The sequence below is a fragment of the Streptomyces sp. TSRI0107 genome (genome assembly GCF_001905845.1).
Lineage (GTDB): Bacteria > Actinomycetota > Actinomycetes > Streptomycetales > Streptomycetaceae > Streptomyces.
This window is the reverse complement of record NZ_LIVZ01000008.1, coordinates 114,828-137,566: the sequence shown is the minus strand read 5'-3', so window position 1 is coordinate 137,566 and position 22,739 is coordinate 114,828. Positions and strand designations below refer to the sequence as shown.

At 73.3% G+C, this 22,739-nt stretch carries 16 protein-coding genes; 1 reads left to right on the top strand and 15 read right to left on the bottom strand.

Going from position 1 to position 22,739, the window contains the following annotated elements:
* Nucleotides 1-11: 11 nt before the first annotated feature.
* The 8 genes from AMK31_RS23175 to AMK31_RS23140 form a co-directional block, all read right to left on the bottom strand.
* Nucleotides 12-521 (bottom strand): O-acetyl-ADP-ribose deacetylase, encoded by a 510-nt coding sequence (locus AMK31_RS23175; RefSeq protein WP_073942542.1) that lies wholly within the window; start codon nt 519-521, stop codon nt 12-14.
* On the bottom strand, nt 518-1,930 hold the full coding sequence (locus tag AMK31_RS23170; protein ID WP_073942541.1) for a phytoene desaturase family protein: 1,413 nt from the start codon (nt 1,928-1,930) through the stop codon (nt 518-520). Before AMK31_RS23170 ends, AMK31_RS23175 begins: the two co-directional genes overlap by 4 nt.
* 154 nt (nt 1,931-2,084) lie before the next feature.
* A complete protein-coding gene (locus AMK31_RS23165) occupies nt 2,085-2,930 on the bottom strand; it encodes an inositol monophosphatase family protein (RefSeq protein ID WP_073942540.1) in 846 nt (281 codons plus the stop codon).
* A gap of 100 nt (nt 2,931-3,030) precedes the next feature.
* Complete coding sequence (locus tag AMK31_RS23160; protein WP_073942539.1) at nt 3,031-4,857, bottom strand: gamma-glutamyltransferase family protein; 1,827 nt, start codon at nt 4,855-4,857, stop codon at nt 3,031-3,033.
* A 61-nt stretch (nt 4,858-4,918) separates the two neighbouring features.
* Nucleotides 4,919-6,010 (bottom strand): fatty acid desaturase family protein, encoded by a 1,092-nt coding sequence (locus AMK31_RS23155; protein ID WP_073942538.1) that lies wholly within the window; start codon nt 6,008-6,010, stop codon nt 4,919-4,921.
* Nucleotides 6,011-6,171: 161 nt separating this feature from the next.
* Nucleotides 6,172-8,355, bottom strand: coding sequence for a protein kinase domain-containing protein (locus AMK31_RS23150; protein ID WP_073942537.1), 2,184 nt, complete (start codon nt 8,353-8,355; stop codon nt 6,172-6,174).
* Nucleotides 8,356-8,409: 54 nt separating this feature from the next.
* Nucleotides 8,410-10,701 (bottom strand): outer membrane protein assembly factor BamB family protein, encoded by a 2,292-nt coding sequence (locus AMK31_RS23145; protein ID WP_073942536.1) that lies wholly within the window; start codon nt 10,699-10,701, stop codon nt 8,410-8,412.
* 57 nt (nt 10,702-10,758) lie between these two features.
* A complete protein-coding gene (locus tag AMK31_RS23140; RefSeq protein ID WP_073942535.1) occupies nt 10,759-12,774 on the bottom strand; it encodes a serine/threonine-protein kinase in 2,016 nt (671 codons plus the stop codon).
* 236 nt (nt 12,775-13,010) lie between these two features.
* On the opposite strand from AMK31_RS23140, the gene AMK31_RS23135 reads away from it, so the two are divergent.
* Nucleotides 13,011-13,676 carry a hypothetical protein gene (locus AMK31_RS23135; protein WP_073942735.1) on the top strand — a complete coding sequence of 222 codons (666 nt, stop codon included), beginning with the start codon at nt 13,011-13,013 and terminating at the stop codon, nt 13,674-13,676.
* A gap of 27 nt (nt 13,677-13,703) precedes the next feature.
* Here the strand turns inward: AMK31_RS23135 and AMK31_RS23130 are convergent, their stop codons facing one another.
* The 7 genes from AMK31_RS23130 to AMK31_RS23100 form a co-directional block, all read right to left on the bottom strand.
* Entirely contained in the window at nt 13,704-15,251 is a 1,548-nt protein-coding gene (locus AMK31_RS23130) for an NCS1 family nucleobase:cation symporter-1 (RefSeq protein WP_073942534.1), read from the bottom strand.
* 126 nt (nt 15,252-15,377) lie between these two features.
* Nucleotides 15,378-16,400, bottom strand: a complete 1,023-nt coding sequence (locus AMK31_RS23125; RefSeq protein WP_073942533.1) for a TIGR03842 family LLM class F420-dependent oxidoreductase — start codon at nt 16,398-16,400, stop codon at nt 15,378-15,380.
* A gap of 11 nt (nt 16,401-16,411) precedes the next feature.
* Nucleotides 16,412-17,812, bottom strand: a complete 1,401-nt coding sequence (hydA, locus tag AMK31_RS23120; RefSeq protein WP_073942532.1) for a dihydropyrimidinase — start codon at nt 17,810-17,812, stop codon at nt 16,412-16,414.
* A gap of 76 nt (nt 17,813-17,888) precedes the next feature.
* Nucleotides 17,889-18,731 carry a nitrilase-related carbon-nitrogen hydrolase gene (locus AMK31_RS23115; protein WP_073942531.1) on the bottom strand — a complete coding sequence of 281 codons (843 nt, stop codon included), beginning with the start codon at nt 18,729-18,731 and terminating at the stop codon, nt 17,889-17,891.
* Nucleotides 18,732-18,895: 164 nt separating this feature from the next.
* A complete protein-coding gene (locus tag AMK31_RS23110) occupies nt 18,896-20,461 on the bottom strand; it encodes a PucR family transcriptional regulator (RefSeq protein WP_073942530.1) in 1,566 nt (521 codons plus the stop codon).
* Nucleotides 20,462-20,484: 23 nt separating this feature from the next.
* A complete protein-coding gene (locus tag AMK31_RS23105; RefSeq protein WP_073942529.1) occupies nt 20,485-21,771 on the bottom strand; it encodes an aspartate aminotransferase family protein in 1,287 nt (428 codons plus the stop codon).
* A complete protein-coding gene (locus AMK31_RS23100) occupies nt 21,768-22,610 on the bottom strand; it encodes a nitrilase-related carbon-nitrogen hydrolase (RefSeq protein ID WP_073942528.1) in 843 nt (280 codons plus the stop codon). Before AMK31_RS23100 ends, AMK31_RS23105 begins: the two co-directional genes overlap by 4 nt.
* Nucleotides 22,611-22,739 lie beyond the last annotated feature (129 nt).

Below are 22,739 nucleotides of genomic sequence, written 5' to 3'. Positions count from 1 at the left end.
TCAGCCTGCAGTCAGCCGACCTGCCTGGCGAACGCCTGGTACGCCCGGTCGTCGAAGAGGACGAAGCGCACCTCCTCGACCGCTGTCGGTGTGTTCCGCACCGTCTCCACCGCGATGCGCGCCGCGTCGTCGATCGGCCACCGGTACACCCCGGTGGAGATCGCCGGGAACGCGACCGTACGGGCGCCCAGCTCGTCGGCGACGCGCAGCGACTCCCGGTGGCAGGAGGCGAGCAGGCCGGAGCGGTCCTCCGTGGCCGACCAGACCGGGCCGACGGTGTGGATGACCCAGCGCGCGTCCAGTGCGCCCGCCGTGGTGGCGACCGCCTGGCCGGTGGGGAGGCCCTTGCCGTACCGGGAGGCGCGGAGCCTGCGGCACTCCTCCAGGATCGCCGGGCCGCCCCGGCGGTGGATGGCCCCGTCGACGCCTCCGCCGCCCAGCAGGGAGGAGTTGGCCGCGTTGACGATGGCGTCGGCGCTCTCGCGGGTGATGTCGCCCTGGACGAGTACGAGGGTGGTCATGGCGTCTGCCTCAGCCTTCTCCAGACGGCCTTCGCCGCGTTGTGGCCCGACATGCCGTGCACACCGGGGCCCGGCGGGGTGGCCGACGAGCAGATGAAGACCGCGGGGTGCGGGGTGTGGTAAGGGGACAGGGACAGTCTGGGGCGCATCATGACCTGGAGTCCGGAGAACGCGCCGGAGCCGATGTCGCCGCCGACGTAGTTGGCGTTGCGGGCGGCGAGTTCGGGCGGGCCGGCCGTCGCGCGGGCGAGGACGCGGTCGCGGAATCCGGGGGCGAAGCGCTCCAGTTGGCGTTCCATGGCGTCGGTGAGGTCGCCGGTCCAGCCGTGCGGGACGTGTCCGTACGCCCAGAAGACCTGCTTGCCGGCCGGGGCGCGGGTGGGGTCGACGACACTCGGCTGCACGGTGATCATGAACGGCTTGTCGGGGGCCCGGCCCTCGCGGGAGGCGGCGCGCAGGGCGGCGCCGATCTCCGCGCTGTCCCCGCCGATCTGGACGGTGCCGGCGGTGCGGGCCTCCGGGGCTGTCCAGGGGACGGGGCCGTCCAGCGCGTAGTCGATCTTGAAGACGCCCGGGCCGTACCGGTAGCCGTCGTAGTGGCGGCCGAGGCCCGCGATCCGGGCGAGGGCGGTGGGCGAGGTGTCGAAGACGTAGGCGCGGGCGGGCGGCAGGTCGTCGAGGCGCTTGACCTCGTAGTCGGTGTGGATGGTGCCGCCGAGGTCGCGCAGGTACGCGGCGAGCGCGTCCGACACGGCCTGGGAGCCGCCCTGGGCGACCGGCCAGCCGCGGGCGTGCGCGGCGAGCGCGAAGACCAGGCCGATGGCGCCCGTGGCGATGCCGCTGAGCGGGGCCATGACATGGGCGACGAGTCCGGCGAAGAGGGTTCTGGCGCGCTCGTCGCGGAAGCGGCGGGTCAGCCACGTCGACGGCGGCAGGCCGACGAGGCCGAAGCGGGTCAGGGTCACCGGGTCGCGCGGGAGGGCGCTGAGCGGCAGCGACATGAAGTCGCGGACGAGTGTGTCCCAGCGCGGCAGGAACGGCTCGACGAGCCTGCGGTACGTGCCCGCGTCGCGCGGTCCGAGGGACGCGGCGGTCTCCGACACGGAGCGGGAGAGCACGGCGGCGGTGCCGTCGGGGAACGGGTGGGCCATGGGCAGCTCCGGCTGGAGCCAGTTCAGGCCGTAGCGCGCCAGCGGCAGGGCGCGGAAGGCGGGCGAGTTGACGCCGAGGGGGTGGGCGGCGGAGCACGGGTCGTGGCGGAAGCCGGGCAGCGTCAGCTCTTCGGTGCGGGCGCCCCCGCCGACCGTGTCGCGGGCCTCGAAGAGGGCGACCGAGAAGCCGCGACGGGCCAGTTCCACGGCGGCCGTCAGTCCGTTCGGCCCCGCACCCACCACGACCACATCGAACATCGACGGCACCTTCGGACCCCTTCGTCAGCCGATGGGCACCGGGACGGTTCGTCAGCCGATGTCCACTCGAACAGCAGGATATGCCGGGGCACCGACAGGCACCGGCGACGGGTGCCGCCCCGCACCGCTCCGGCCCGTGGGGCGGCCGGTCCGGTCAGTGCCCGGTGGCCAGCAGGGCGGCGATCCTGCGGGCGGTCGCCGCGTCGCGGGCCGCGGTGAACGGCAGGGAGTTGCCGCCGGTGATGCGGAACGGCTCGCCGGTGAGGGTCAGATGGGCGCCGCCGGCCTCCTCGACGAGCAGCAGCCCCGCGGCGTGGTCCCAGGCCGCCTCCCAGGAGAAGGCGGTTGCGTCGGACTCGCCGCGGGCGACGGCCAGATACTCCAGTCCGGCGGAGCCGCAGGCGCGCGGCGCGACGCCCTCGGTGCGCAGGCCGAGCAGGGCGCGCTTCTGGTCGTCCGTGGTGTAGTCCGGGTGGGAGGTGGCGACGCGCAGGTCACGGCCGGGCTCCGGCGGGCCGGCGTACAGCCGCTCGCCGTTCAGGAAGGCGCCCTGGCCCCTTACGGCGGTGGCGAGTTGGTCGCGGGCCGGGGCGTACGTCCAGGACGCGAGGAGTTCGCCGTGCCGGGCGAGCGCGACGAGGGTGCAGAAGCCGTCGTCGCCGTGCACGAACTGGCGGGTGCCGTCGACGGGGTCGATGATCCAGACGGGCGCGTCGCCCTGTATCGCATCGTACGTCGCGGGGTTGGCGTGCACGGCCTCCTCGCCCACCACCACGGAGCCGGGCAGCAGCGCGCCCAGCGCTTCGGTGAGGTACAGCTCGGCCTTGCGGTCGGCGTCCGTCACCAGGTCGTGCGGGCCGCTCTTCTCGTCGACCTCGTGCGCGGCCAGCCGCCGGAAGCGCGGCATGATCTCCGCGGCGGCCGCCTTGCGGACCGCGTCCTCCACGTCGGCCGCGTGCCGGGCGAGAAACTCGTCGATGGTTTCGGTCTCTTCGATCATGACTCCATGAGACCACGCGCCACTGACAATCCTCACCCGGCCGGTGTACTCGGGGTGGAATCGGGATGAATCCCCCGCACCGGCGGCGCCCGTCGGCAGATCAGCGGCCCACCGCGTACCCCTGCATACCGCGTGGGTTCGCCGCCGCCGACAGCACTCCGGTCTCCGGGTCGCGGGCGACCGCGCACAGCCGGCCCTCCGACCACGGCTCACCCACGGTGACGTCGTGACCACGCCGCCGCAGCTCCTCGACGACGGCCGGGTCCATGCGGGACTCGACGGTGACGCTGCCGGGGCGCATGCCGCGCGGGTGGAAGGAGCCGGGGAAGCCGTCGTTGTGCCAGTTGGGGGCGTCGATGGCGCCCTGGAGGTCGAGGCCGCCGCGCACCGTCCCGCGCAGGGCGACGGCGAGGAGGAAGTGCAGCTGCCACTGGTCCTGCTGGTCGCCGCCGGGCGTGCCGAAGGCCATGACCGGGACGCCGTCGCGCAGGGCGAGGGACGGGGTGAGGGTGGTGCGGGGGCGGCGGCCGGGGGTGAGCGTGTTGGGCAGGCCCTCCTCGAGCCAGGTCATCTGCAGCCGGGTGCCGAGCGGGAAGCCCAGCTCGGGGACGACCGGGTTGGACTGCAGCCAGCCGCCGCTGGGCGTGGCGGCGACCATGTTGCCCCAGCGGTCGACGACGTCCAGGTGGCAGGTGTCCCCGCGCGTGCCGCCGTCGGCGCCGACGGCCGGTTCCCCCGGCACCGGCGACGCTGGGCCCTTCGCGACGGTCGGTTCGCCCGCTCCCGCGGCACCGCCGACGCGTTCCGCGGCGGCCTCCACGCGCGCGTGGGCGCTGATCCGCGGCACGCGTCCCCCGGGGCTGCCGGGGCGCAGGTCGTACGACGCCCGCGGCCCGACCAGGGTCCGCCGCTCGGCGTTGTAGGCGTCGGACAGCAGGTCGTCGAGCGGCACGTCGGCGGCGTCGCCGTACCAGGCCTCCCGGTCGGCCATGGCGAGCTTGCAGCCCTCGACGAGCAGGTGGACGTAGTCGGCGGACCCGTAGGGGGGCAGTTCGGGCGGGAGCAGGGCGAGCTGCTGGAGGAGGACGGGGCCCTGACTCCAGGGGCCGGCCTTGCACAGGGTCCAGCCGTTCCAGTCGTACGTCACCGGCGCCTCGTAGGAGGCCGACCAGGCGGCGAGGTCGTCGGGAGTGAGGGTGCCGGTGTGCCGGTCGCCGCTGGTGTCGAGGGTGGGGCGGCGCGCCTGGCGTACCAGGGCCTCGGCGACGAATCCGGTGCGCCACACCTGCCGCGCGGCCTCGATCTGCGCCTCCCGGTCTCCCGCGCGGGCGATCTCGGCCAGGAGCCGCTTCCAGGTCGCGGCGAGGGCGGGATTGCGGAAGAGGTGCCCCGGCCGGGGCGGCTTCCCGCCGGGCAGGTACACCTCCGCCGACGAGGTCCACTCGGTTTCGAACAGTTCCCGTACGGTCTCGACGGTCGCGCCGACGTTGTCGACGGGCGCGTGCCCGTGCTCGGCGTAGCCGATGGCGTACTTGAGGACGTCGGCGAGCGGCTTGGTGCCGTGGTCGCGCAGCAGCAGCATCCACGCGTCGAAAGCGCCGGGCACGGCGGCGGCGAGGGGTCCGGTGCCGGGGACGAGGTCCAGGCCGAGCGCCCGGTAGTGGGCGACCGTGGCGCCGGCCGGGGCGACGCCCTGCCCGCACAGCACGCGCACCTCGCCGCCGGCCGGGGCGAGCAGGATCGGTACTTCCCCGGCCGGCCCGTTCAGGTGCGGTTCGACGACGTGCAGCACGAACGCGCCCGCCACGGCGGCGTCGTAGGCGTTCCCGCCGTCCTCCAGGACGGCCATCGCCGACTGGGAGGCCAGCCAGTGGGTGGAGGACACCATGCCGAAGGTGCCCTGGAGGGTGGGGCGGGTGGTGAACATCCGGTCTCTCACCTCTCTGGTCACGCGCGTCGGCCGGTCCGATCAGCGCACACCGGGCAGGCTATCGACGGCCCGGCCGCCTGTTCCCCTCATCCCTCTCCCGGATGGGTTCGCCGACCCGGTGCAGATGGCGGAGCACCTCGCGGTACGAGTGCAGCAGGCCGGTCTCGCAGTAGGGGATGTCCTTCTCCGCGCAGAACTCCTTGGTGATCTCGGCGGCACGGGTGAGGGCGGGGGTGGGCATGCTCGGGAACAGGTGGTGTTCAACCTGGTAGTTGAGGCCGCCCATGGCCGCGTCCACGAGGCGGCCGCCGCGCACGTTGCGGGAGGTGAGCACCTGGCGGCGGAGGAAGTCGAGGTTCATCTCGGGTGTCACCATCAGCATGCCCTTGTGGTTGGGGGCGAAGACGCAGCCCAGGTAGACGCCGAGCAGCGCCTGGTTCACCGCGATGAACGCGATGGCCTTGCCGGGCGGCAGCGCGGTGAACACGGCCCCGAGGTAGCCGGCGAAGTGGGCGACCAGCAGCGCCCCTTCGAGGATCGGGCGTTTCATCGTCGGCGCGGCCAGGGCGCGGAAGCTGTTGTACTTGAGGTTGACGCCCTCCAGGAGCAGCAGCGGGAAGAACAGGTACGCCTGGCGGCGTCCGACGAACCGGGCCAGCCCGCCGGCCTGTCCGGCCTGCCGCTCGGACCACACCAGGATGTCCGGGGACACGTCCGGGTCGCGTTCCTCGTGGTTGGGGTTGGCGTGGTGGCGGGTGTGCTTGTTCATCCACCAGCCGTAGCTCATGCCCATCAGCAGGTTGCCGGCGATCCGGCCGCCGATCTCGCTGGGCGCCCGCCGGCTGAACACCTGGCGGTGGGCGAGGTCGTGGCAGACCAGCGCGATCTGCGCGAGCACGACCGACAGCACGGCCGCGACGCCGAGCTGGAGCCAGCTGTCGCCGAGTGCGAACAGCGCGTACCAGGTGCCCGCGAACGCCGCCAGCACCAGCGTGAAGCGCACCGTGTAGTAGAGCGGCCGGCGGTCGAGCAGCCCTTCCCCGGCCATACGGCGGCTGAGTTCGGCGAAGTCGCTGCCGGTGGCCCCGGGGCGCCGAGCGGGCCGGGGCGTGACGGAGGGAGGCGGGCTGCCCGCCAGATCGGTGTTCATGCGTTCGAGTCTGCGGACGGGCGGGGTCCGGCAGAATCGGTCTGGCCCCCGTCTTCGAGGGGGTGCAAACCCCACCTAGGCCCTGTCGTTCGGATCATCCCGGCGTCGCAGGATCTGGCACGCACCGTCCCTCACAGCCGGGCTGATCCAAACGACAGAGCCTAGTCCAGGGGGACGGCCGTCAGGCGCTGCGTCTCGTGGACGTAGAGGAAGCCGTCGGCGTGGACGAGGTCGGCTCCCCCTTCCGACTTCACGGCCTGCGCGGAAAGGCTCCAGGCCTCCTCGCGCCGGGCGACGTCGACGGCGACGACGGCCACCCCCTCCTCCACTGTGCCGACGTAGAGCAGGCCCTTGAACGCGTCCGGCTGGGCGATGGTGCTGAGGTAGAGGTCGGAGCGCAGCGTCCACAGTTTTCCGCCGGTGAGCGGGTCGTGGGCGGTGAGGTCCTCGTCGACCGCGTACAGGACGCCGTCCGCGATCACCGGATCGGCGAAGCCGGTCGCCAGCGGCGACGCGGATTCGAGTTCCCAGGTGACGTCGCCCGTGGCGAGGTCCACCGCCCAGATGCTCGAAGCCGCGGTGTAGGCGTGGGTCCGCGATGCCACCGGGCGGCCGAGCGTGTCCAGGGGGTCGCCGCCGTCCAGCAGCCGCCGGGTCCACAACGGCTCGCCGCCGCGGCGGTCGAACGCGAACATGAGTTCAGGGTCGGTGCAGACCAGCCGCTCGCCCGTCACTGTCGCGGAGACGAACGGACCGCTTCCCGTCTCGTCGCGGTGGGCCTCGATCGGCCGGCTCCAGCGGATACGCCGCGCCGCCACGTCGTAGGCCAGGACCCGGGACACGCTCAGGGCTGAACCGAAGTCGTCGTAGACGTGGACGTAGACGGTGTCGCCGTCGGTGGCGATCACGTTGAACAGCGCGTCGTCCAGTTCACGGGGGTCACCGGCCGGGCCGGCGACCTTGCCGGTCCTCAGGTCGACGCGGCCGAACGAGCGGTCGCCGGTCTCCCGGTCGGTGACCATCCCGTACGCCCGTCCGTCGAAGGCCGCGACGCGCACGTTCGACGCGTTGTCACGCCACAGCTGCGAGCCGTCCTTGGCGGAGAGTGCGACGCCGGACGTGAAGGCGACTCCGTCGGCCGATATCGGGTCGTCGTAGGCGTCGCGCAGGGGCACGGACCAGCTGGGGCGGGGGGCCGTGCCGGGCGGCCGGCCTCCGGAGCCCTTGGAGGAGGCCGGTCCGCTCCCCTTCGCGGGCGTTCCGCCGCCGGAGCCGTCGGAGCCGCCGAACCCGCCCGCGGCGAGGAGCGTGCCCGCGGTGCCGGTGGCCAGGACGCCGCCGACGGCCGCCACGAGGACCGCCCGGCGGGAGAGCCGGCCGGGGCGTGGGGCGGGAGCAGCGCTGTCCGGCTCCCCTCGCGCGGGGGTCCCGGCGTCCGCGACGCCTCCGGCGGTGGGCAGTTCGCCGATTCTGCGGGTGATGTCGGCGAGCACCGGGCCGGGCAGGGTGTCGGCGAACGCCGCCGCGTCGAACGGCCCCCACGCCGCCGCGATCCGCCCCGGATCGGGCCGGTGTCCCGGCGTCTTGTGCAGGCAGGCGGTGAGGACGTCCCGCAACCCGGCGGGCAGGTCCGCGAGTTCGGGTTCGGCGTCGCGGACCAGCACCATCGGGTCCTGGCCGTCCCGGCCGTCGAAGGGCCCGTGTCCGGTGGCGGCGAACACCAGGACGGAGCCGAGTGCGAACACGTCGCCCTCCGGGCCGTGTTCCTCGCCGCGCACCTGCTCGGGCGACATGTACGCCGGGGTCCCGATCACCTGGCCGGTGGAGGTGAGCCGCCGCGCGCCGAGAGCCCGGGCGATCCCGAAGTCGATGAGCCGGGGGCCCGCCGGGGTGAGGAGGACGTTGGAGGGCTTCAGGTCGCGGTGCGCCAGCCCGGACCGGTGCAGGGCCCGGAGGGCTTCGGCGAGGGCGGCGCCCAGGCCCCGAACGGTCTCTTGCGGCAGGGGGCCGCCGAGCAGGACCGCGTCCCGCAGCGAGGGGCCGATGAGGTACGCCGTGGCCAGCCACGGCCGTGCCGCGTCGGGGTCGGCGTCGACGACCTCCGCGGTGTGCAGCGGGCCGAGGCTGCGGGCGGCCTCCGCCTCGAGCCGGAAACGGTCCCGGAATCCGGGTTCGTCCGCGAGCTCCGGGTGGATCGTCTTCAGCGCGACCAGCCGCCCGCCGGCGGACCGTGCCAGGTAGACGGTGCCCATCCCGCCGCTGCCGAGCCGGCCGGCCAGCGTGAAGCCCGCGACGCGTGCGGGGTCGTCCGGCAGCAGCGGGAGGATCGGGGAGTTGACCGGCATCGCAGCGCGCTCCTTGAGGTGAATGGGCCGGCGGGCCGGCCGTCGGATCGGCCGTCAGATCGTGGGTACGGCGATGACCGCCGACGGCTGGCCCACGAGAACGGCGCCCGGGACCACGACCAGTTGGAAGGGGTCGTGCGGTTCCAGACCCACCGGCGACAGCTGCCACACGAGTTCGCCGGACCCGGTGTCGAACGCGGTGACGTGCTCGGGCGTCGGCACGAGGAGCAGCCGGCCGGAGTCGCTGACCACCATGCCGCCGCCGCGGGCGTTCGCTGTGCCCCTCGGCATGTACTGCTGCCAGCGGCGCCGGCCGGTGCGGGCCTCGTGGGCGCTCACCTCGGTACCGCCCTGGACGTAGACGGTGCCCCGGTCGAGGGTGAGGGGCGCGGCGTCGCCCAGGGTCGACTCCTCCCACAGCCGGCGGCCGGTGGTCAGGTCCCTGGCGTGGAGACTGCCCAGGCCGACCGCGAACAGCTTGCCCGAGCCGTCCGTGAGCGTCGGGCTGTCGGGCTCGACGTCGTCGAAGGACCGCGTCCACAGGTGTTTCCCCGTGGCCCGGTCGAAACCGGCGAACCGCTTGGTGGCCGTCTCCAGCTCCTCGTCGGAGGAGAGCCCCGTGCCGTCCTTGCCTTCCAGTACGAGGGTGGCGCCGGACCCGCCGAGCAGGGCTGCGGTGCCGCCGAAGCCGTCGGGCACCGGGGTCCGCCAGCGCTGCTCGCGCCGCACGAAGTCGAAGGCGGCGAGGTGGAGTTCGTCGCGCTCGAAGTCGGCGCGCCTGCCGAGGAGCACCCAGGCGGTGTCGCGGCGCACCCCGAGCACTTTCGTCACCTCCAGGCCGTCGTCCGCGAGACCTCTCTCGTAGGCGCTGTCGACCCATTCCCGCCGGCCGTCCCTCAGGTCGCAGACGGTGAGCCCGTCGAACGTGTACAGCAGCGCCCGCCGCCCGGAGGCATGCCATACCGAGGCGGAGCCTTTCAGCTCCTGGACCTGCCACACCGCCTTCCCGGACGTCAGGTCCAGCCCGCGCGCCGTCTCGCCCTGCGCGACGACGGCACGGCCCGCCGCCGTCACCGGGAACAGTCTCGTCCTGCCGGTCGGGTCGTCGTAGCGCCACAGCGCGGTCGGCGGCAGTCCGGTGACGGCACGGCCGCGTGCGGGCCGCTTCGGCCCCGAGGCGCCGGCCGGGTCGGGGGTGTCGTCGCGCGCCGCCGTCCACGCGAACACCGCGCCACCGCCGAGCACCGCGCCCGCGGCCCCGCCGAGCATCCGGCCCAGCAGCTCGCGCCGGGTGGGGGACGGCGGTTCGGACGGGGTCCGCCGCGTCGTCGCCGCGGGCCGCAGCGGGAGCGTCGACGTCGGCCGCGCCGCGGTCGAGGGCTTCGCTGCCCCCCGCGTGGGCGGCTCGGTGGTGGCGGCCCGCGTGGGCGGCTCGCTGGTGGCGGCCCGTGTCGGTGCGTCCGTCTCCACCCGCGTCGGTGCGGGCTCGTCCGGTGCGCCCTCCAGCGCGAAGACCTCCTGTGCCCGTGCGGCCAGTGCGGCGACGACCCGGCCCGGCAGCCCCTCCTCGCCCGCGGCAGGCCCGGCGAGCGCCGGGGTCCGCGCGAGCTCCGGTGCCGTCGGCCGCTCGGCCGGTACGGCGGACAGGGCGCGGGAGACGACCTCGGCCAGGTCGTCGGGCAGGCCGGCCAGGTCGGGGGCGGTCCGGGCGGCGCGGTAGGCGAGCTCCGGCGGCGCGCCGTCCCCGAACGGCAGCCGGCCTAGGGCGGTGTGCGCGAGCAGCACGCCGAGCGCGAAGACGTCCGCGGCCGGCGAGGGCTGCCCGCCGCCCAGTACCTCGGGGGCGAGATAGGGGGCGGGCGCGGTGGTGAGGCGGGTGCCGGGGGGCGGCCCCTGGTGGACACGGCAGGCGTCCAGGGCCGGGAGCAGCGGGCCTCGCGCGGTCAGCCACACGCCCTCGGGCGCGACGGCGCCGTACACGACGCCCGCCGCGTGCAGTCCGGCGAGTGCCCCGGCGACGGCGCCGCCCATGGCGCGCACGCCGGCCACCGGCAGCGGACCGTCCACCTCGTCCAGGCCCACCGCGGGCGCCAACGCCACGGCGATCCAGGCCGGTTCGGTGTCGAGGCCGGCGCCGAGCCGGGTGGGGACCCCGGCGACCGGTGTGCCGCGCAGCGCGGCTGCCGCCGCGCGGGCCGCCTCGGGGAGGACGACGACGAGCACGGTGGTGCCGTCCCGGTCCCGTCCGACGAAGCGAGGCGTGCCCGCGGTGCCGTTACGCGGCCATCGGGCCAGGAGCCGGTACGGCCCGAGGGCGCGCGGGTCTTCGTCTCTGAGGGGCTGCACGGCGGTGTTCTCCTCACACTCTCGGACTCGGTCGCTGCGCGTGGTCGTGCCGTCGCGTCACAGGCCGGGCAGGGCGTGCACCGCCGTGCCGCGCTGCCACACGACACAGTTCCCGGTGGCGGCCGTGCCGCGCCAGGGGGCGTCGCCGGAGCCGGCGGCGGTGAAGCGGTACTGCTCGGCCGCACGCTGCCTGTGAACGACGAGAATTCCCCGCTCCGGGTTGCGCAGCGCGGCGTACACACCGGAGCCGGCCACCACGGGGGCCGCGTCGGCGGCCAGCGAGTCGTCCGCGAGGACCGTCCACGAGGCGGTGCCCCGGGCGGCGTCGACCGCACGCAGCTGCGAGCCGTCCACGACGTACACCCGGCCGTCGTCGAGCGCGGGGGTGCCGAATCCGTCGTCCTCCTCCGCGGTGACCGACCACAGCAGGCTGCCGTCGCCCGGGTCGAGACCGGTCAGCCGCTCACCGCCCAGCACCACGAGGTTCTCGGCGAGGGCGGGGGCCACCCCGGCCCGGGCTCCGGTGTCCCGGCGCCAGACCACGGCGCCGTCGGCGGCCGACAGCGCGGTGACCGAGCCGTTCCCGGCCAGCAGGAGCAGGTCCCCGCCGGCTGTCGCGGTGAGGTCCGCGCCGTCCGCCTCAAAGGGCACGGCGACCCGCCACCGGCGCCCGCCGTCGGCCAGGCGCAGGGCGTGGATCCGCCGGTCGGAGCCGGTGCCGTAGACCACGCCGCCGTCCGAGGCGAGCAGCCGGGACAGCCGTACGCCTTCCACGCGCAGCCGCACCTGTCCCGAGGCGGCGTCCACGACGGTCGGCACGCCGTCCTCCAGGAGGACCGGAGCGGCACCGCCGAGCACCGCATCGACGCGTGTACGCCGTCGCCAGCGTTCCTCCCCGGACACCGGGTCGTGGGCCACGACACCGCCGTCGGCGTGTGCCGTCAGCACGACCGGACCGGCGGCCACCGGTCCGAACGCCGGCTTCGCCGCGCCTTGCCGGTACGACCACAGCGGCGGCGGGACCTCGCCCGGTGCCCCCGTCCAGCGGGGCGCCGCCGCCGGCTCGTCCCGCGTTCCGCCTCGGGAGCCGTACCAGAACGCCGCCGCGCCGCCGAGCAGGACCGTGCCACCGGCTCCGGCGAACAGCTGACGACGCGTCACACCGACGCGTAATGGCGCCAGTTCGTCTGCGGCGCGTTCGAGGCGTGCCGCGTCGCCGGCGACGGGAGCGGGGAGCCAGGACGCGGTACGGCGCCGTGCCGCGCCCTGGGGGTCCAGTTCCTCGGCCAGCTCGGCGGGTGCGGGACGGCGTCGCGGGTCGCGGTCCAGGCAGCGGCGCAGCACCGGCAGGAGGGCGGCGGGCAGTCCGGTCAGGTCGGGTTCCTCGTAGGCGATGAGGAAGCTCGCCATGGCCGGGTGGTCGCCGTGGAAGAGATGGCGCCCGGTGGCGGCGTACGCGAGTACCGCGCCGAGCGTGAACACGTCGCTGGGCGGGCCCAGTTCGCCGCCCAGCACCTGCTCGGGAGACATGTAGCCGACGGATCCCGGCCGCTGCCCGGTGACCGTGAGGGTCGTGTCGCCGCGGACGCGGGCTATGCCGAAGTCGACGACCCGTGGCCGGTCGGCGGGCAGCAGCACGTTGGACGGCTTGAGGTCACGGTGCACCACCCCGGCATCGCCCAGCGCGGCCAGCGCGCGGGCCAGCGCCCCGCCGAGGGCGCGGACCGCGGGCACCGGCAGCGCGCCGTGCCGCTCGACCGCCGTCGCGAGCGTCGGTCCGGGGACGAACTCCGTGGCGAGCCACGGGATCGCGCCGTCCAGGTCGGAGTCCAGTGTGCGGGTGAGGTAGGGGCTGCGCACCGTGGCGGCGGCGGTCACCTCGCGCTGGAAGCGGGCGCGCATCCCGGGCTCCCGCAGCAGTTCGGGCAGCACGGTCTTCACCGCGGCCCGCCGTCGTCGGCCCAGGCCGAGATAGACGGTGCCCATGCCGCCCGCGCCGAGCACTCCCACCAGCCGGTACGGGCCCAGCGTCCGCGGCGCGCCGGGAGCCGGGGCGGTGATCGCGGGTGTCATGGCCGCGATGGTAGGTGAGCGCACGGCGCTGTGCGGGCGATGCGCGGGACGTGCGCGGGCGGTGGGCGGCCCGCCGCGGGGACATAGGGGCATATACAGCCCACCGACGGATGGCCCCAGTTACCGCGCGGGTACGGAGCGAGTTGGCACTTCCGCCCCACAAGGAGACGTGTGACACTGTCGTCCCGTCCGCAGTGCGGACTCCTTTCCGCACCGACCCCCACGAGAAGTGCGCCGTGCGTTCTCTTCCCCTGCCGCTCGCCCTCATCGCGCGACTGACCCCGGTCGCCGTGCTCGCCTGTGCCGGCTGGGCCCTCACGTCCGGGCCCGGGACGGCCTCCCCCGCCGAGGCCAAGGCACCGCGCGAGACCGGCTCCCGGTCCGCGTCCGCGCCGTCGACGACGGCGGTGCCCAAGACGTACACCGCCGCCCCGGCGCCGTGCGACAGCGTGGCCGGGAAGACGGTCGCGTCGCTGGTGCCCGGCGCCAAGCCGGCGGGGAAGGAGATCCCGTCCACGGACACCTCGGTGCGCCGCACCTGCTCCTGGAACGCCCTGAAGGGCTACGACTACCGGTGGCTCGACGTCTCCTTCGAGATAAGCGACTCGGACGAACAGGCGCAGAAGCAGTACGAGGACCGGATGGCGGAGCGTGGCGGCGGCGGACCCGTGCCGGGCCTCGGCGACGCGGCGTACTCCGTCGTGAACCTCACCACGGAGGACAAGCAGGAGACCCGTGAGGGCGTGGTGCTGGTCCGCGCGGCCAACGCGCTGGTGACGGTGACGTACAACGGCTCCGACTTCGAGAACCGGACGGCACCCGCCACCGACGTGATCAACAAGGGTGCCATCAAGGCCGCGAAGGACGCGGTGGCCGCGCTGGAGGACGGCGGCGCGGGCTGACCGGCCGCCGCCCCGCCGCCCCCGGCGTCAGCGGGCGGCCCGCTCCCGGCGCGGCGCCATCAGCGCCACGTACAGCAGCAGCGAGGCCGCGAGGCCGACCGCCCAGCCGTAGTCGGCGAGCGGCTTGAGGAACGGGATCAGACCGTCCGCCGGGAACGGGCCGGACTTCGTCCCGTCCGCGCCCACCGTCGAGTACGAACCGCCGACCGCCAGCACCCCGCCGACCGCGAAGGCCGCCAGGGCACGCCAGTTCCAGCCGCCGGAGTACCAGTAGCGCCCGCCGGGCGTGTAGAGGTCCGCGAGGTGGAGCACGGTGCGGCGGACGATCCAGTAGTCGGCGATGAGGATGCCCGCGACCGTGCCGAGCAGCCCGCCGACCACGCCGAGCCAGGTGAAGATGTAGAACTCGGGCGTGGAGATCAGCTTCCACGGGAAGATCAGCACGCCGACGACGCCGGTGATCAGCGCGCCGGTGCGGAAGGTGATGAACTTCGGCGCCAGGTTGGCGAGGTCGTACGCCGGGGACACGACGTTCGCCGCGATGTTCACCGACACGGTGGCGATCAGCACGGTGACGAGCGCGAAGAGCAGGCCGAAGGTGTTGTCCGCCCGTGCGGCGAGGGTGACCGGGTCCCAGATCGCCTCCCCGTAGACCGCCTGGGAGCCGGAGGTGACCAGCACGGCGAGGATCGCGAACAGCGTCATCGTCGTGGGCAGGCCGAGTGACTGGCCCCAGGTCTGTGCCTTCTGGCTGGCGCCGAAGCGGGTGAAGTCGGGGATGTTGAGGGACAAAGTGGCCCAGAAACCTATCATCCCCATGAGGGACGGGAAGAAGACCGGCCAGAAGTCGGCGCCCCAGCCCAGCTCCGACGGCTGCGACAGCAGCTCGCCGAATCCGTCCGCCTTCACCGCGATCCAGATCAGCAGCACGAACGCGCCGACGATGACGAAGGGCGCGGCCCAGTTCTCGAAGTGCCGCAGGAAGTCCATGCCGCGGTGGATGATCGCGATCTGCAGCGCCCAGAAGAGCAGGAAGCACAGCCACAGCGGCCACGGGTGGCCCGCGATCCGCCCCGCGTTCTCCCACTCGCCGCCGGTGAGCTTGGAGCCGAGCGCGAAGACGCCGCTGCCGCCGATCCAGGTCTGGATGCCGAACCAGCCGCAGGCCACGGCGGCCCGGATGAGCGCGGGGACGTTGGCGCCGCGCAGCCCGAAGGAGGCGCGGGCGAGCACCGGGAAGGGGATGCCGTACTTGGGTCCGGCGTGGCCGGTGGCCAGCATCGGCAGCAGCACGACGACGTTGGCGAGGGCGATGGTGAACACCGCCTGCTTCCAGTCCATGCCGAGGGCGACCAGGCCGGAGGCCAGGGTCCAGCTGGGGATGCAGTGCGCCATGGAGATCCACAGCGCGGCGAAGTTGTACGTCGTCCAGGTGCGCTGCGCGACCGGGACGGGACGCAGGTCGTCGTTGGCGAAGGGGCTGTCGGCGGGAAAGGCCTCGGGGGCCAGTTCTATCCGGCCTCCGGCGTCGGAGGGCTGGGCGGCGGGCGACCCCGTGGGAACGGTTTCGGTCATGGGCAGGCCAATCGAACGGAGGGGAACGGGAAAGGCCGTGCGGAGGCCTTGGGCCCCTCCCCGGGACGGCGGGGAAGGGGGACAAGGTGTGGGGGGTCGGATCCTCGGAGAACTGCCGGTGTGCGGTCAGGCGTTGACCGCGGGGATGATCCGCGTGCCGTACGCGTCGATCACCGCTTCCTGCGCGTCGTGCATGTCGTAGACGGCGAACTGGTCGACGCCCAGGTCGCGCAGCTTCCTCAGCTTCTCGATGTGCGCGGCCGGTGTTCCGATCAGGCAGAACCGGTCCACGATCTCGTCGGGCACGAACTGCGTGTCCGGGTTGCCGCTGCGCCCGTGGTGCGAGTAGTCGTAGCCCTGCCGGGCCTTGATGTAGTCGGTGAGTTCGCCGGGGACCATCGAGGAGTGCTCGCCGTACCTGGAGACCAGGTCCGCGACGTGGTTGCCCACCATCCCGCCGAACCAGCGGCACTGGTCCCGGGCGTGGGCCAGCGCCTCGGGCGAGTCGTCCTCGGTGACGTACGCCGGGGCGGCGACGCAGACCGTCACCTCGGACGGGTCACGGCCGGCGGCGGCCGCGGCGTCCTTGACGGCCTTCACCATGTACTCGGTGAGGTAGAGGTCGGCGAGCTGGAGGATGAAGCCGTCCGCCTCCTCACCGGTCATCTTCAGAGCCTTCGGCCCGTACGCCGCCATCCAGACCGGGAGTTCGGCGCCCGGCTTGATCCACGGGAACCTGACGACCGTCCCGCCGCCGAGGTCGGCCTCCTCGCCGCGGCCGAGGGCCCGGATGACCTTCATGGCATCGCTGATCCGGGCCAGGGTGTTGGGCTTGCGGCCGGCCACGCGCATCGCGGAGTCGCCGCGGCCGATGCCGCACACCGTGCGGTTGCCGAACATGTCGTTGAGAGTGGCGAAGGTGGAGGCGGTGACCTCCCAGGTGCGGGTGCCCGGGTTGGTGACCATCGGGCCGATCCTCAGTTTCTGCGTGTTGGCGAGGATCTGGCTGTAGATCACGAACGGTTCCTGCCACAGCACGGCGGAGTCGAAGGTCCAGCCGTAGCGGAAGCCGTTGCGTTCGGCGCGTTTCATCAGGCTGATGACGCGTGAGGCGGGCGGGTCGGTCTGCAGGACGAGTCCGAAGTCCATGAGCGCCACTCCTAGGTGAGGTACTGACAGGTGGAGCGGGGAAGGTAGGCGCCGTGCCCGGCGTGTCCGGTGTACTCCCGCTCGGTGACGACGGGGACCCCGCGCGACAGCACGGTCTCGACCCGGCCGGTGACGCGTTTGCCCTCGTACGCCGAGTAGTCGACGTTCATGTGGTGCGTCTCGGCGGACAGGACCTGCTCGGCGTGCGGGTCGTAGATGACGACGTCGGCGTCCGCGCCCGGGGCGAGGGTGCCCTTCTTCGGGTACAGGCCGAACATCCGGGCCGGGGTGGCGCAGGCGATCTCGATCCAGCGGCGGCGTGAGATGTGCCCGTCGACGACGGCCTGGTGGAGCAGGTCCATCCGGTTCTCCACGCCCGGCAGCCCGTTGGGGATCTTGGAGAAGTCGCCGCGGCCCAGCTCCTTCTGGCCGGTGAAGCAGAACGGGCAGTGGTCGGTGGAGACGACCTGGAGGTCGTTGGTGCGCAGGCCCCGCCACAGCCTGGCCTGGTGCTCCCTGGGGCGCAGGGGCGTGGAGCACACGTACTTGGCGCCCTCGAAGTCCGGTTCGGCGAGGTTGTCCGTCGACAGGAACAGATACTGCGGGCAGGTCTCGCCGAAGACGTTCAGCCCCTCGTCGCGGGCCCTGGTCAGCTCGGCGACCGCCTCCGCCGCCGAGACGTGCACGACGTACAGGGGCGCCCCGGCGACCTGCGCGAGCCGGATCGCCCGGTGGGTGGCCTCGGCCTCCAGCAGGGCCTTGCGGACCTCGCCGTGGTAGCGGGGGTCGGTCTCGCCGCGGGCGAGGGCCTGCGCCACGAGCACGTCGATGGCGATGCCGTTCTCCGCGTGCATCATGATCAGGCCGCCGTTCTCGGCGGAGCGCTGCATGGCGCGCAGGATCTGGCCGTCGTCGGAGTAGAAGACTCCCGGGTAGGCCATGAACTGCTTGAACGACGTGACGCCCTCCTCGACGAGGAGGTCCATCTCCTTCAGCGTCTCGTCGTTGACGTCGGAGACGATCATGTGGAAGCCGTAGTCGATCGCGCAGTTGCCCTCCGCCTTGGCGTGCCAGGCGTCGAGGCCTTCGCGCAGCGCCTGTCCGACGCTCTGCACGGCGAAGTCGACGATCGTGGTGGTGCCGCCCCAGGCGGCGGCCCGGGTGCCGGTCTCGAAGGTGTCGGAGGCGAAGGTGCCGCCGAAGGGCAGCTCCATGTGGGTGTGGGCGTCGACGCCGCCCGGGATGACGTACTTACCGGTGGCGTCGATGATCCGCTCGGCCGTCCACGCCTCGGCGGCGGGGGTGCCGGAGGCGGCCAGGGCGGCGATGCGGCCGTCCTCGATCAGGACGTCGGCGTGGATCTCGTCGGAGGCGGTGATGACGAGGCCGCCGCGGATTGCCGTACGGCTCATGTGGTCGCTCCTCGCGGTGTCGTGCCGGTTGTATGTGGCTGGTCGCGCAGTTCCCCGCGCCCCTGGGGCGCTGCCCCTAGGGCGTCGTCAGCGGGCCGTAGGCTCCCGGGGCCCGGTCCCGGTAGAACTGCCAGCGGTCGCGGACTTCCCTCAGCTTGGCCAGGTCCAGGTCCCTCACGACCAGTTCGGTCTCCTTGTCGCTCGCCACCTCGCCGACGAACTGGGCCTCCGGGTCCACGAAGTACGAGGTGCCGTAGAAGTCGTTGTCGCCGTACTCCTCGACACCCACCCGGTTGATCGCGCCGACGAAGTACTCGTTGGCGACGGCCGCCGCCGGCTGTTCCAGCTGCCAGAGGTAGCCGGACAGGCCGCGCGAGGTCGCCGACGGGTTGAAGACGATCTCGGCGCCCGCGAGGCCGAGCGCCCGCCAGCCCTCGGGGAAGTGGCGGTCGTAGCAGATGTAGACGCCGATCCTGCCGACGGCGGTGTCGAAGACGGGCCAGCCGGAGTTGCCGGGCCGGAAGTAGAACTTCTCCCAGAAGCCCCTGACCTGCGGGATGTGGGTCTTGCGGTACTTGCCGAGGTACGAGCCGTCCGCGTCGATCACGGCGGCGGTGTTGTAGAGGACGCCGGGCTGCTCCTCCTCGTACATCGGCAGCACGAGGACGATGCCCAGCTCTTTCGCGAGGGCCTGGAAGCGCCGCACGACCGGCCCCTCGGGGATCCGCTCGGCGTACTCGTAGAAGGCGGGGTCCTGGACCTGGCAGAAGTACGGCCCGTAGAACAGCTCCTGGAAGCACAGGACTCGGGCGCCCTGCGCGGCGGCGTCGCGGGCCGCCTGTTCGTGCACCCGGATCATCGACTCCTTGTCGCCGGTCCAGGCGGTCTGGAAGACGGCGGCGCGGATCACTCGGCTCATCGGGACCTCCGGTCGCTGAAGTAGCTCGGTGTGCCGTGAGCGTAGGAAGCCCGGCCGCCCGCTTTGAGGTGCACCGTGTCACGTCTGCGGGCGGGCGGCGTGCCACCGTGTCACGTTGCGACGAGCCCATGTTTCACCGCCGTTTTCCCAGGTGGTTCCATGTTTCACCGCTGTTGCGCGTCATGCCCGAGGAGCGCGATGTGCACCGAGGCGGCCTGCTCGAAGTCGTCGAGGTCGACACCGAGGCGGGCCTGTATCGCCTCCAGGCGGCGGTAGAGCGCGGGCCGGGAGACATGGTGGAGCTGGGCGGTACGGGACTTGTTGCGGCCGGTGGCCAGATACGTCCGCAGCACCGCCAGCAGACCGTCGTCGCCGAGGCCGAGCAGCCCGTCCAGCTCCCGCTCGGCGAACGACTGCACCTGCGGGTCGTCCCGCAGCAGCCGGATCAGGCCGCGCAGGTGTACGTCCTTCAGGCGGACGACCGCCGGGAGGTCGAGGGCGGCCGAGGACCCGGCCACGGCGTCCGCGACATGCCGGGCCTCGCGCAGCCCGGCGGGGACGTCGTCCCAGTCGGTGCGCGCGTCGGCGGCGGCCACCACGGCGGGCCGCCCGCCTCGGCCCAGCCGGGCGGCGAAGTGCCCGGTGAGCGCTTCGGCGTCCTGGTCGCGGGCCAGGCTGAGCAGTACGGCGGCGGCCCCGTCGGCCAGCTCGGCGGCCAGCCCCGGCAGGCCCAGCAGGCGCAGTACCCGGTCGAGGCGGGCCGGGTCGCCGTCCCGGACGACCAGCGGGACGAAGGTGCGCCGGTTGACGGGCAGCCCGGCGGCGCGGGCGCGGGGCAGCAGCTGCCGGGCCGGTACGGTCCCGCCGACCAGGTCGGTGAGCAGGCTCTGCGCGGACTGCTCCTCCCAGCTCTGGGAGGCCCCGCCGAGCATCCGGTGCAGGACCAGGGCCTCGGCGGCCCGGTCGGCGAGCAGCCGGCCGGCGGCGGTGTCGCCGCGGTGGCCGCACAGCACGAGCTGTCCCCACCGCTCGCCCCGTCCGCCCAGCTCGGCGCGGATCCAGCCGTCGCCCTCCCGGCCTCCGGCCTGCCGGGCGATGCGCTCCCAGTCGCGCAGCACGTCGTCGACCGCGGGGCGTTCGCCCGCCGTGGCCAGCACCCGGTGGGCGAGGTTGGTGACGACGACGGGGCAGCCGCTGTGCCGGGCGATCTCGTCGAGGAGCCGTTGCAGCGGGGCGCCCGCGGTGATCAGCCCGGTGAGGGTGGTCCGCACCGCCTCGGAGAGGCTGACGGCGGCGAAGTTGCGGCGCACCAGCCGGGACTGCACCTCCTCCGTCAGCTGGGCGAACGGGAACGGCCGGTGCAGGACGACCAGGGGCAGCCCGCACCGTTCGGCGGCCCGCCGCATCACGTCCGGCGGGGCGGGGAAGGCGCGGCCCAGTCCGAGGACGACGGCCGCGGCCTCCGCGCGGTGCAGGGAGCGGATGTACTCGGCCTGCTTCTCCTCGTCGCCGACGAGCAGCACGCCGGTGGTGAGCACCATCTCGCCGCCGCTGAGCATCACCCCGACGTCGTCGGCCTCGGCGACGTGCACCCAGCGCACCGGCCGGTCGAGCCGGTCGGCGCCCGCCACGACCTCGGGTTCGCCGGCCAGCACCCGTTCCAGGGTGAGCACCTGGCGGACCGACAGCGCGGGCTCCAGGGATTCCCAGGGCTGCAGGGTTGTGGCCATGGCGACGTTCCCCCACTCGGTGACTACTGGACGCTTCTCAGAGCCTGTTCGAGGATCGCGGCGCCCTCCTCGGCCTCCGCGACCGTGAGGGACAGCGGCGGGGCGATCCGGATCGCGCTGGTGTTGTGCCCGCCGCCCTTGCCGATGAGCAGCCCGCCCTCGCGGGCCGCCTCCAGCACGGCGGACGCGGCCTGCGGGGCGGCCTCGCCGGTGCCGGGCTTCGCCAGCTCGACGCCGATCATCAGCCCCCGCCCGCGCACCTCCCGGACCAGCGGAAGCTGCGCGGCGACGGCCCGCAGCCGTTCGATGAGCAGCCCGCCGACCCGCCGGGCGTTGCCCTGGAGGTCGTGTTCCAGCAGGTAGGTGAGGTTGGCGAGGCCCGCGGCCATGGTGATCTGGGTGCCGCCGAACGTGGAGATGCTGTTGGCGTCCAGGCAGTTCATGATCTCGGAGCGGGCGATGACCCCGCCGATGGACATGCCGTTGCCGATGCCCTTGGCGAAGGTCACGATGTCCGGCGGGCCGCTGCGGGCGTGCGCCTGCCAGCCCCAGAAGTGCTCGCCGGTGCGGCCCCACCCGGTCTGCACCTCGTCGGCGATCCACAGCACGCCGCGCTCGTGCAGCACCTCGCGGAAGGCCGCGTACAGGCCGTCCGGCGGGGAGGTGAAGCCGCCGACGCCCTGGATGGGCTCGGCGATCAGCGCGGCGGGCGGGCGGGTGTGGCCGAGCAGGTCCTTCAGGTCCTCGACGCAGGCCTCGATGAACGCGCGGTCGTCGAGCGCGGCGTACGGGCCGCGGGTGCGGACGCCGCCGTGCACGTACAGGGTCTGCAGCGGGGACAGGGAGGTCGGGGACCAGCCGCGGTTGCCGGTGACGCCGACGGCGGAGAAGGAGCGGCCGTGGTAGCTGTTGCGCATGGCGAGGACGGTGTTGCTGCGCCGGTAGGTGGTGGCCAGCAGCAGCGCCGTGTCGTTGGCCTCGGTGCCGGAGGTGGTGAAGAAGACGCGGGCGTCGGGGATGCCGCTCACCTGGGCGACGCGCTCGGCGAGTTCGACCATCGGGCGGTTCAGGTAGAGGGTGGAGGAGTGCAGGATCCGCCCGGCCTGCTCGCTCACCGCCTTGGTCACCTCGGGCAGGGCGTGGGCGGTCATCGTGGTGAGGATGCCGCCGAAGAAGTCGAGGTACCTGCGGCCGGCCGCGTCCCAGACGTACCGGCCCTCGCCGTGGGTGATCTCGATCGGGTCCTCGTAGTAGAGGGAGAGCCATTCCGGCATGACGGCCCGGTGCCGTCCCAGCAGGTCCTTGGTCACGGCCGCACCAGCCCTTCGTACGCGTCGGGGCGGCGGTCGCGGTAGAACGCCCACTGCTGCCGCACCTGCTCGATCAGGTCGAAGTCGAGATCGCGGACCACCAGCTCCTCCGCGCTGTCGCTGGCGGTCTCGCCCACGAACTGCCCGCGCGGGTCCACGAAGTAGCTCGTGCCGTAGAAGTCGTTGTCGCCGTACTCCTCCTGGCCGACGCGGTTGATCGCGGCGACGAAGTACTCGTTGGCGACGGCCGCGGCGGGCTGCTCCAGCCGCCACAGGTGGGAGGAGAGCCCGCGGTGGGTGGCCGACGGGTTGTAGACCAGCTGGGCGCCGTTGAGGCCGAGTTGGCGCCAGCCCTCCGGGAAGTGGCGGTCGTAGCAGATGTAGACGCCGACCTTGCCGACGGCGGTGTCGAAGACGGGCCAGCCGAGGTTGCCCGGTTTGAAGTAGTACTTCTCCCAGAAGCCCTTGACCTGGGGGATGTGGTGCTTGCGGTACTTGCCGAGGTAGGAGCCGTCGGCGTCGATCACGGCGGCGGTGTTGTAGTAGAAGCCCGACTGCTCGACCTCGAACACCGGCACCACGATCACCATGCCGGTCTCGCGGGCCAGCTCCCGCATCCGGCGCACGGTCGGCCCGTCGGGGACCGGCTCGGCCCAGCGGTAGTGCTCGGGTTCCTGGACCTGGCAGAAGTACGGGCTGTTGAAGACCTCCTGGAAGCCGATGACCTTCGCTCCCCGGCGGGCTGCCTCGCGGGCGTGCTCCTCGTGTTTCGCCACCATGGACTCCGTGTCGCCGGTCCAGGTCGCCTGGACCAGGGCGGCGCGTACGACGTTGGCCATGAGCTGCTCCTTCGACGGGACGTCAGAGCCTCTACGCCCGTAGAAACAGGCCGTAGAGGGACGAACGTATGCCTAGGGGAAGGCCTTGCCAAGACCATCGTCGGCAACCCGCCAAGTCGGCCCTCTTTC

What these genes read in the sequence shown, in the direction of transcription:
- AMK31_RS23165 (WP_073942540.1), bottom strand. Translation starts at nt 2,930, where the DNA reads ATGATCGAAGAGACCGAAACCATCGACGAGTTTCTCGCCCGGCACGCG.
- hydA (WP_073942532.1), bottom strand. Translation starts at nt 17,812, where the DNA reads ATGAGCCGTACGGCAATCCGCGGCGGCCTCGTCATCACCGCCTCCGAC.
- AMK31_RS23100 (WP_073942528.1), bottom strand. Translation starts at nt 22,610, where the DNA reads ATGGCCAACGTCGTACGCGCCGCCCTGGTCCAGGCGACCTGGACCGGC.
- AMK31_RS23110 (WP_073942530.1), bottom strand. Translation starts at nt 20,461, where the DNA reads ATGGCCACAACCCTGCAGCCCTGGGAATCCCTGGAGCCCGCGCTGTCG.
- AMK31_RS23130 (WP_073942534.1), bottom strand. Translation starts at nt 15,251, where the DNA reads ATGACCGAAACCGTTCCCACGGGGTCGCCCGCCGCCCAGCCCTCCGAC.
- AMK31_RS23170 (WP_073942541.1), bottom strand. Translation starts at nt 1,930, where the DNA reads ATGTTCGATGTGGTCGTGGTGGGTGCGGGGCCGAACGGACTGACGGCC.
- AMK31_RS23175 (WP_073942542.1), bottom strand. Translation starts at nt 521, where the DNA reads ATGACCACCCTCGTACTCGTCCAGGGCGACATCACCCGCGAGAGCGCC.
- AMK31_RS23115 (WP_073942531.1), bottom strand. Translation starts at nt 18,731, where the DNA reads ATGAGCCGAGTGATCCGCGCCGCCGTCTTCCAGACCGCCTGGACCGGC.
- AMK31_RS23160 (WP_073942539.1), bottom strand. Translation starts at nt 4,857, where the DNA reads ATGTTCACCACCCGCCCCACCCTCCAGGGCACCTTCGGCATGGTGTCC.
- AMK31_RS23140 (WP_073942535.1), bottom strand. Translation starts at nt 12,774, where the DNA reads ATGACACCCGCGATCACCGCCCCGGCTCCCGGCGCGCCGCGGACGCTG.
- AMK31_RS23125 (WP_073942533.1), bottom strand. Translation starts at nt 16,400, where the DNA reads ATGGACTTCGGACTCGTCCTGCAGACCGACCCGCCCGCCTCACGCGTC.
- AMK31_RS23155 (WP_073942538.1), bottom strand. Translation starts at nt 6,010, where the DNA reads ATGAACACCGATCTGGCGGGCAGCCCGCCTCCCTCCGTCACGCCCCGG.
- AMK31_RS23150 (WP_073942537.1), bottom strand. Translation starts at nt 8,355, where the DNA reads ATGCCGGTCAACTCCCCGATCCTCCCGCTGCTGCCGGACGACCCCGCA.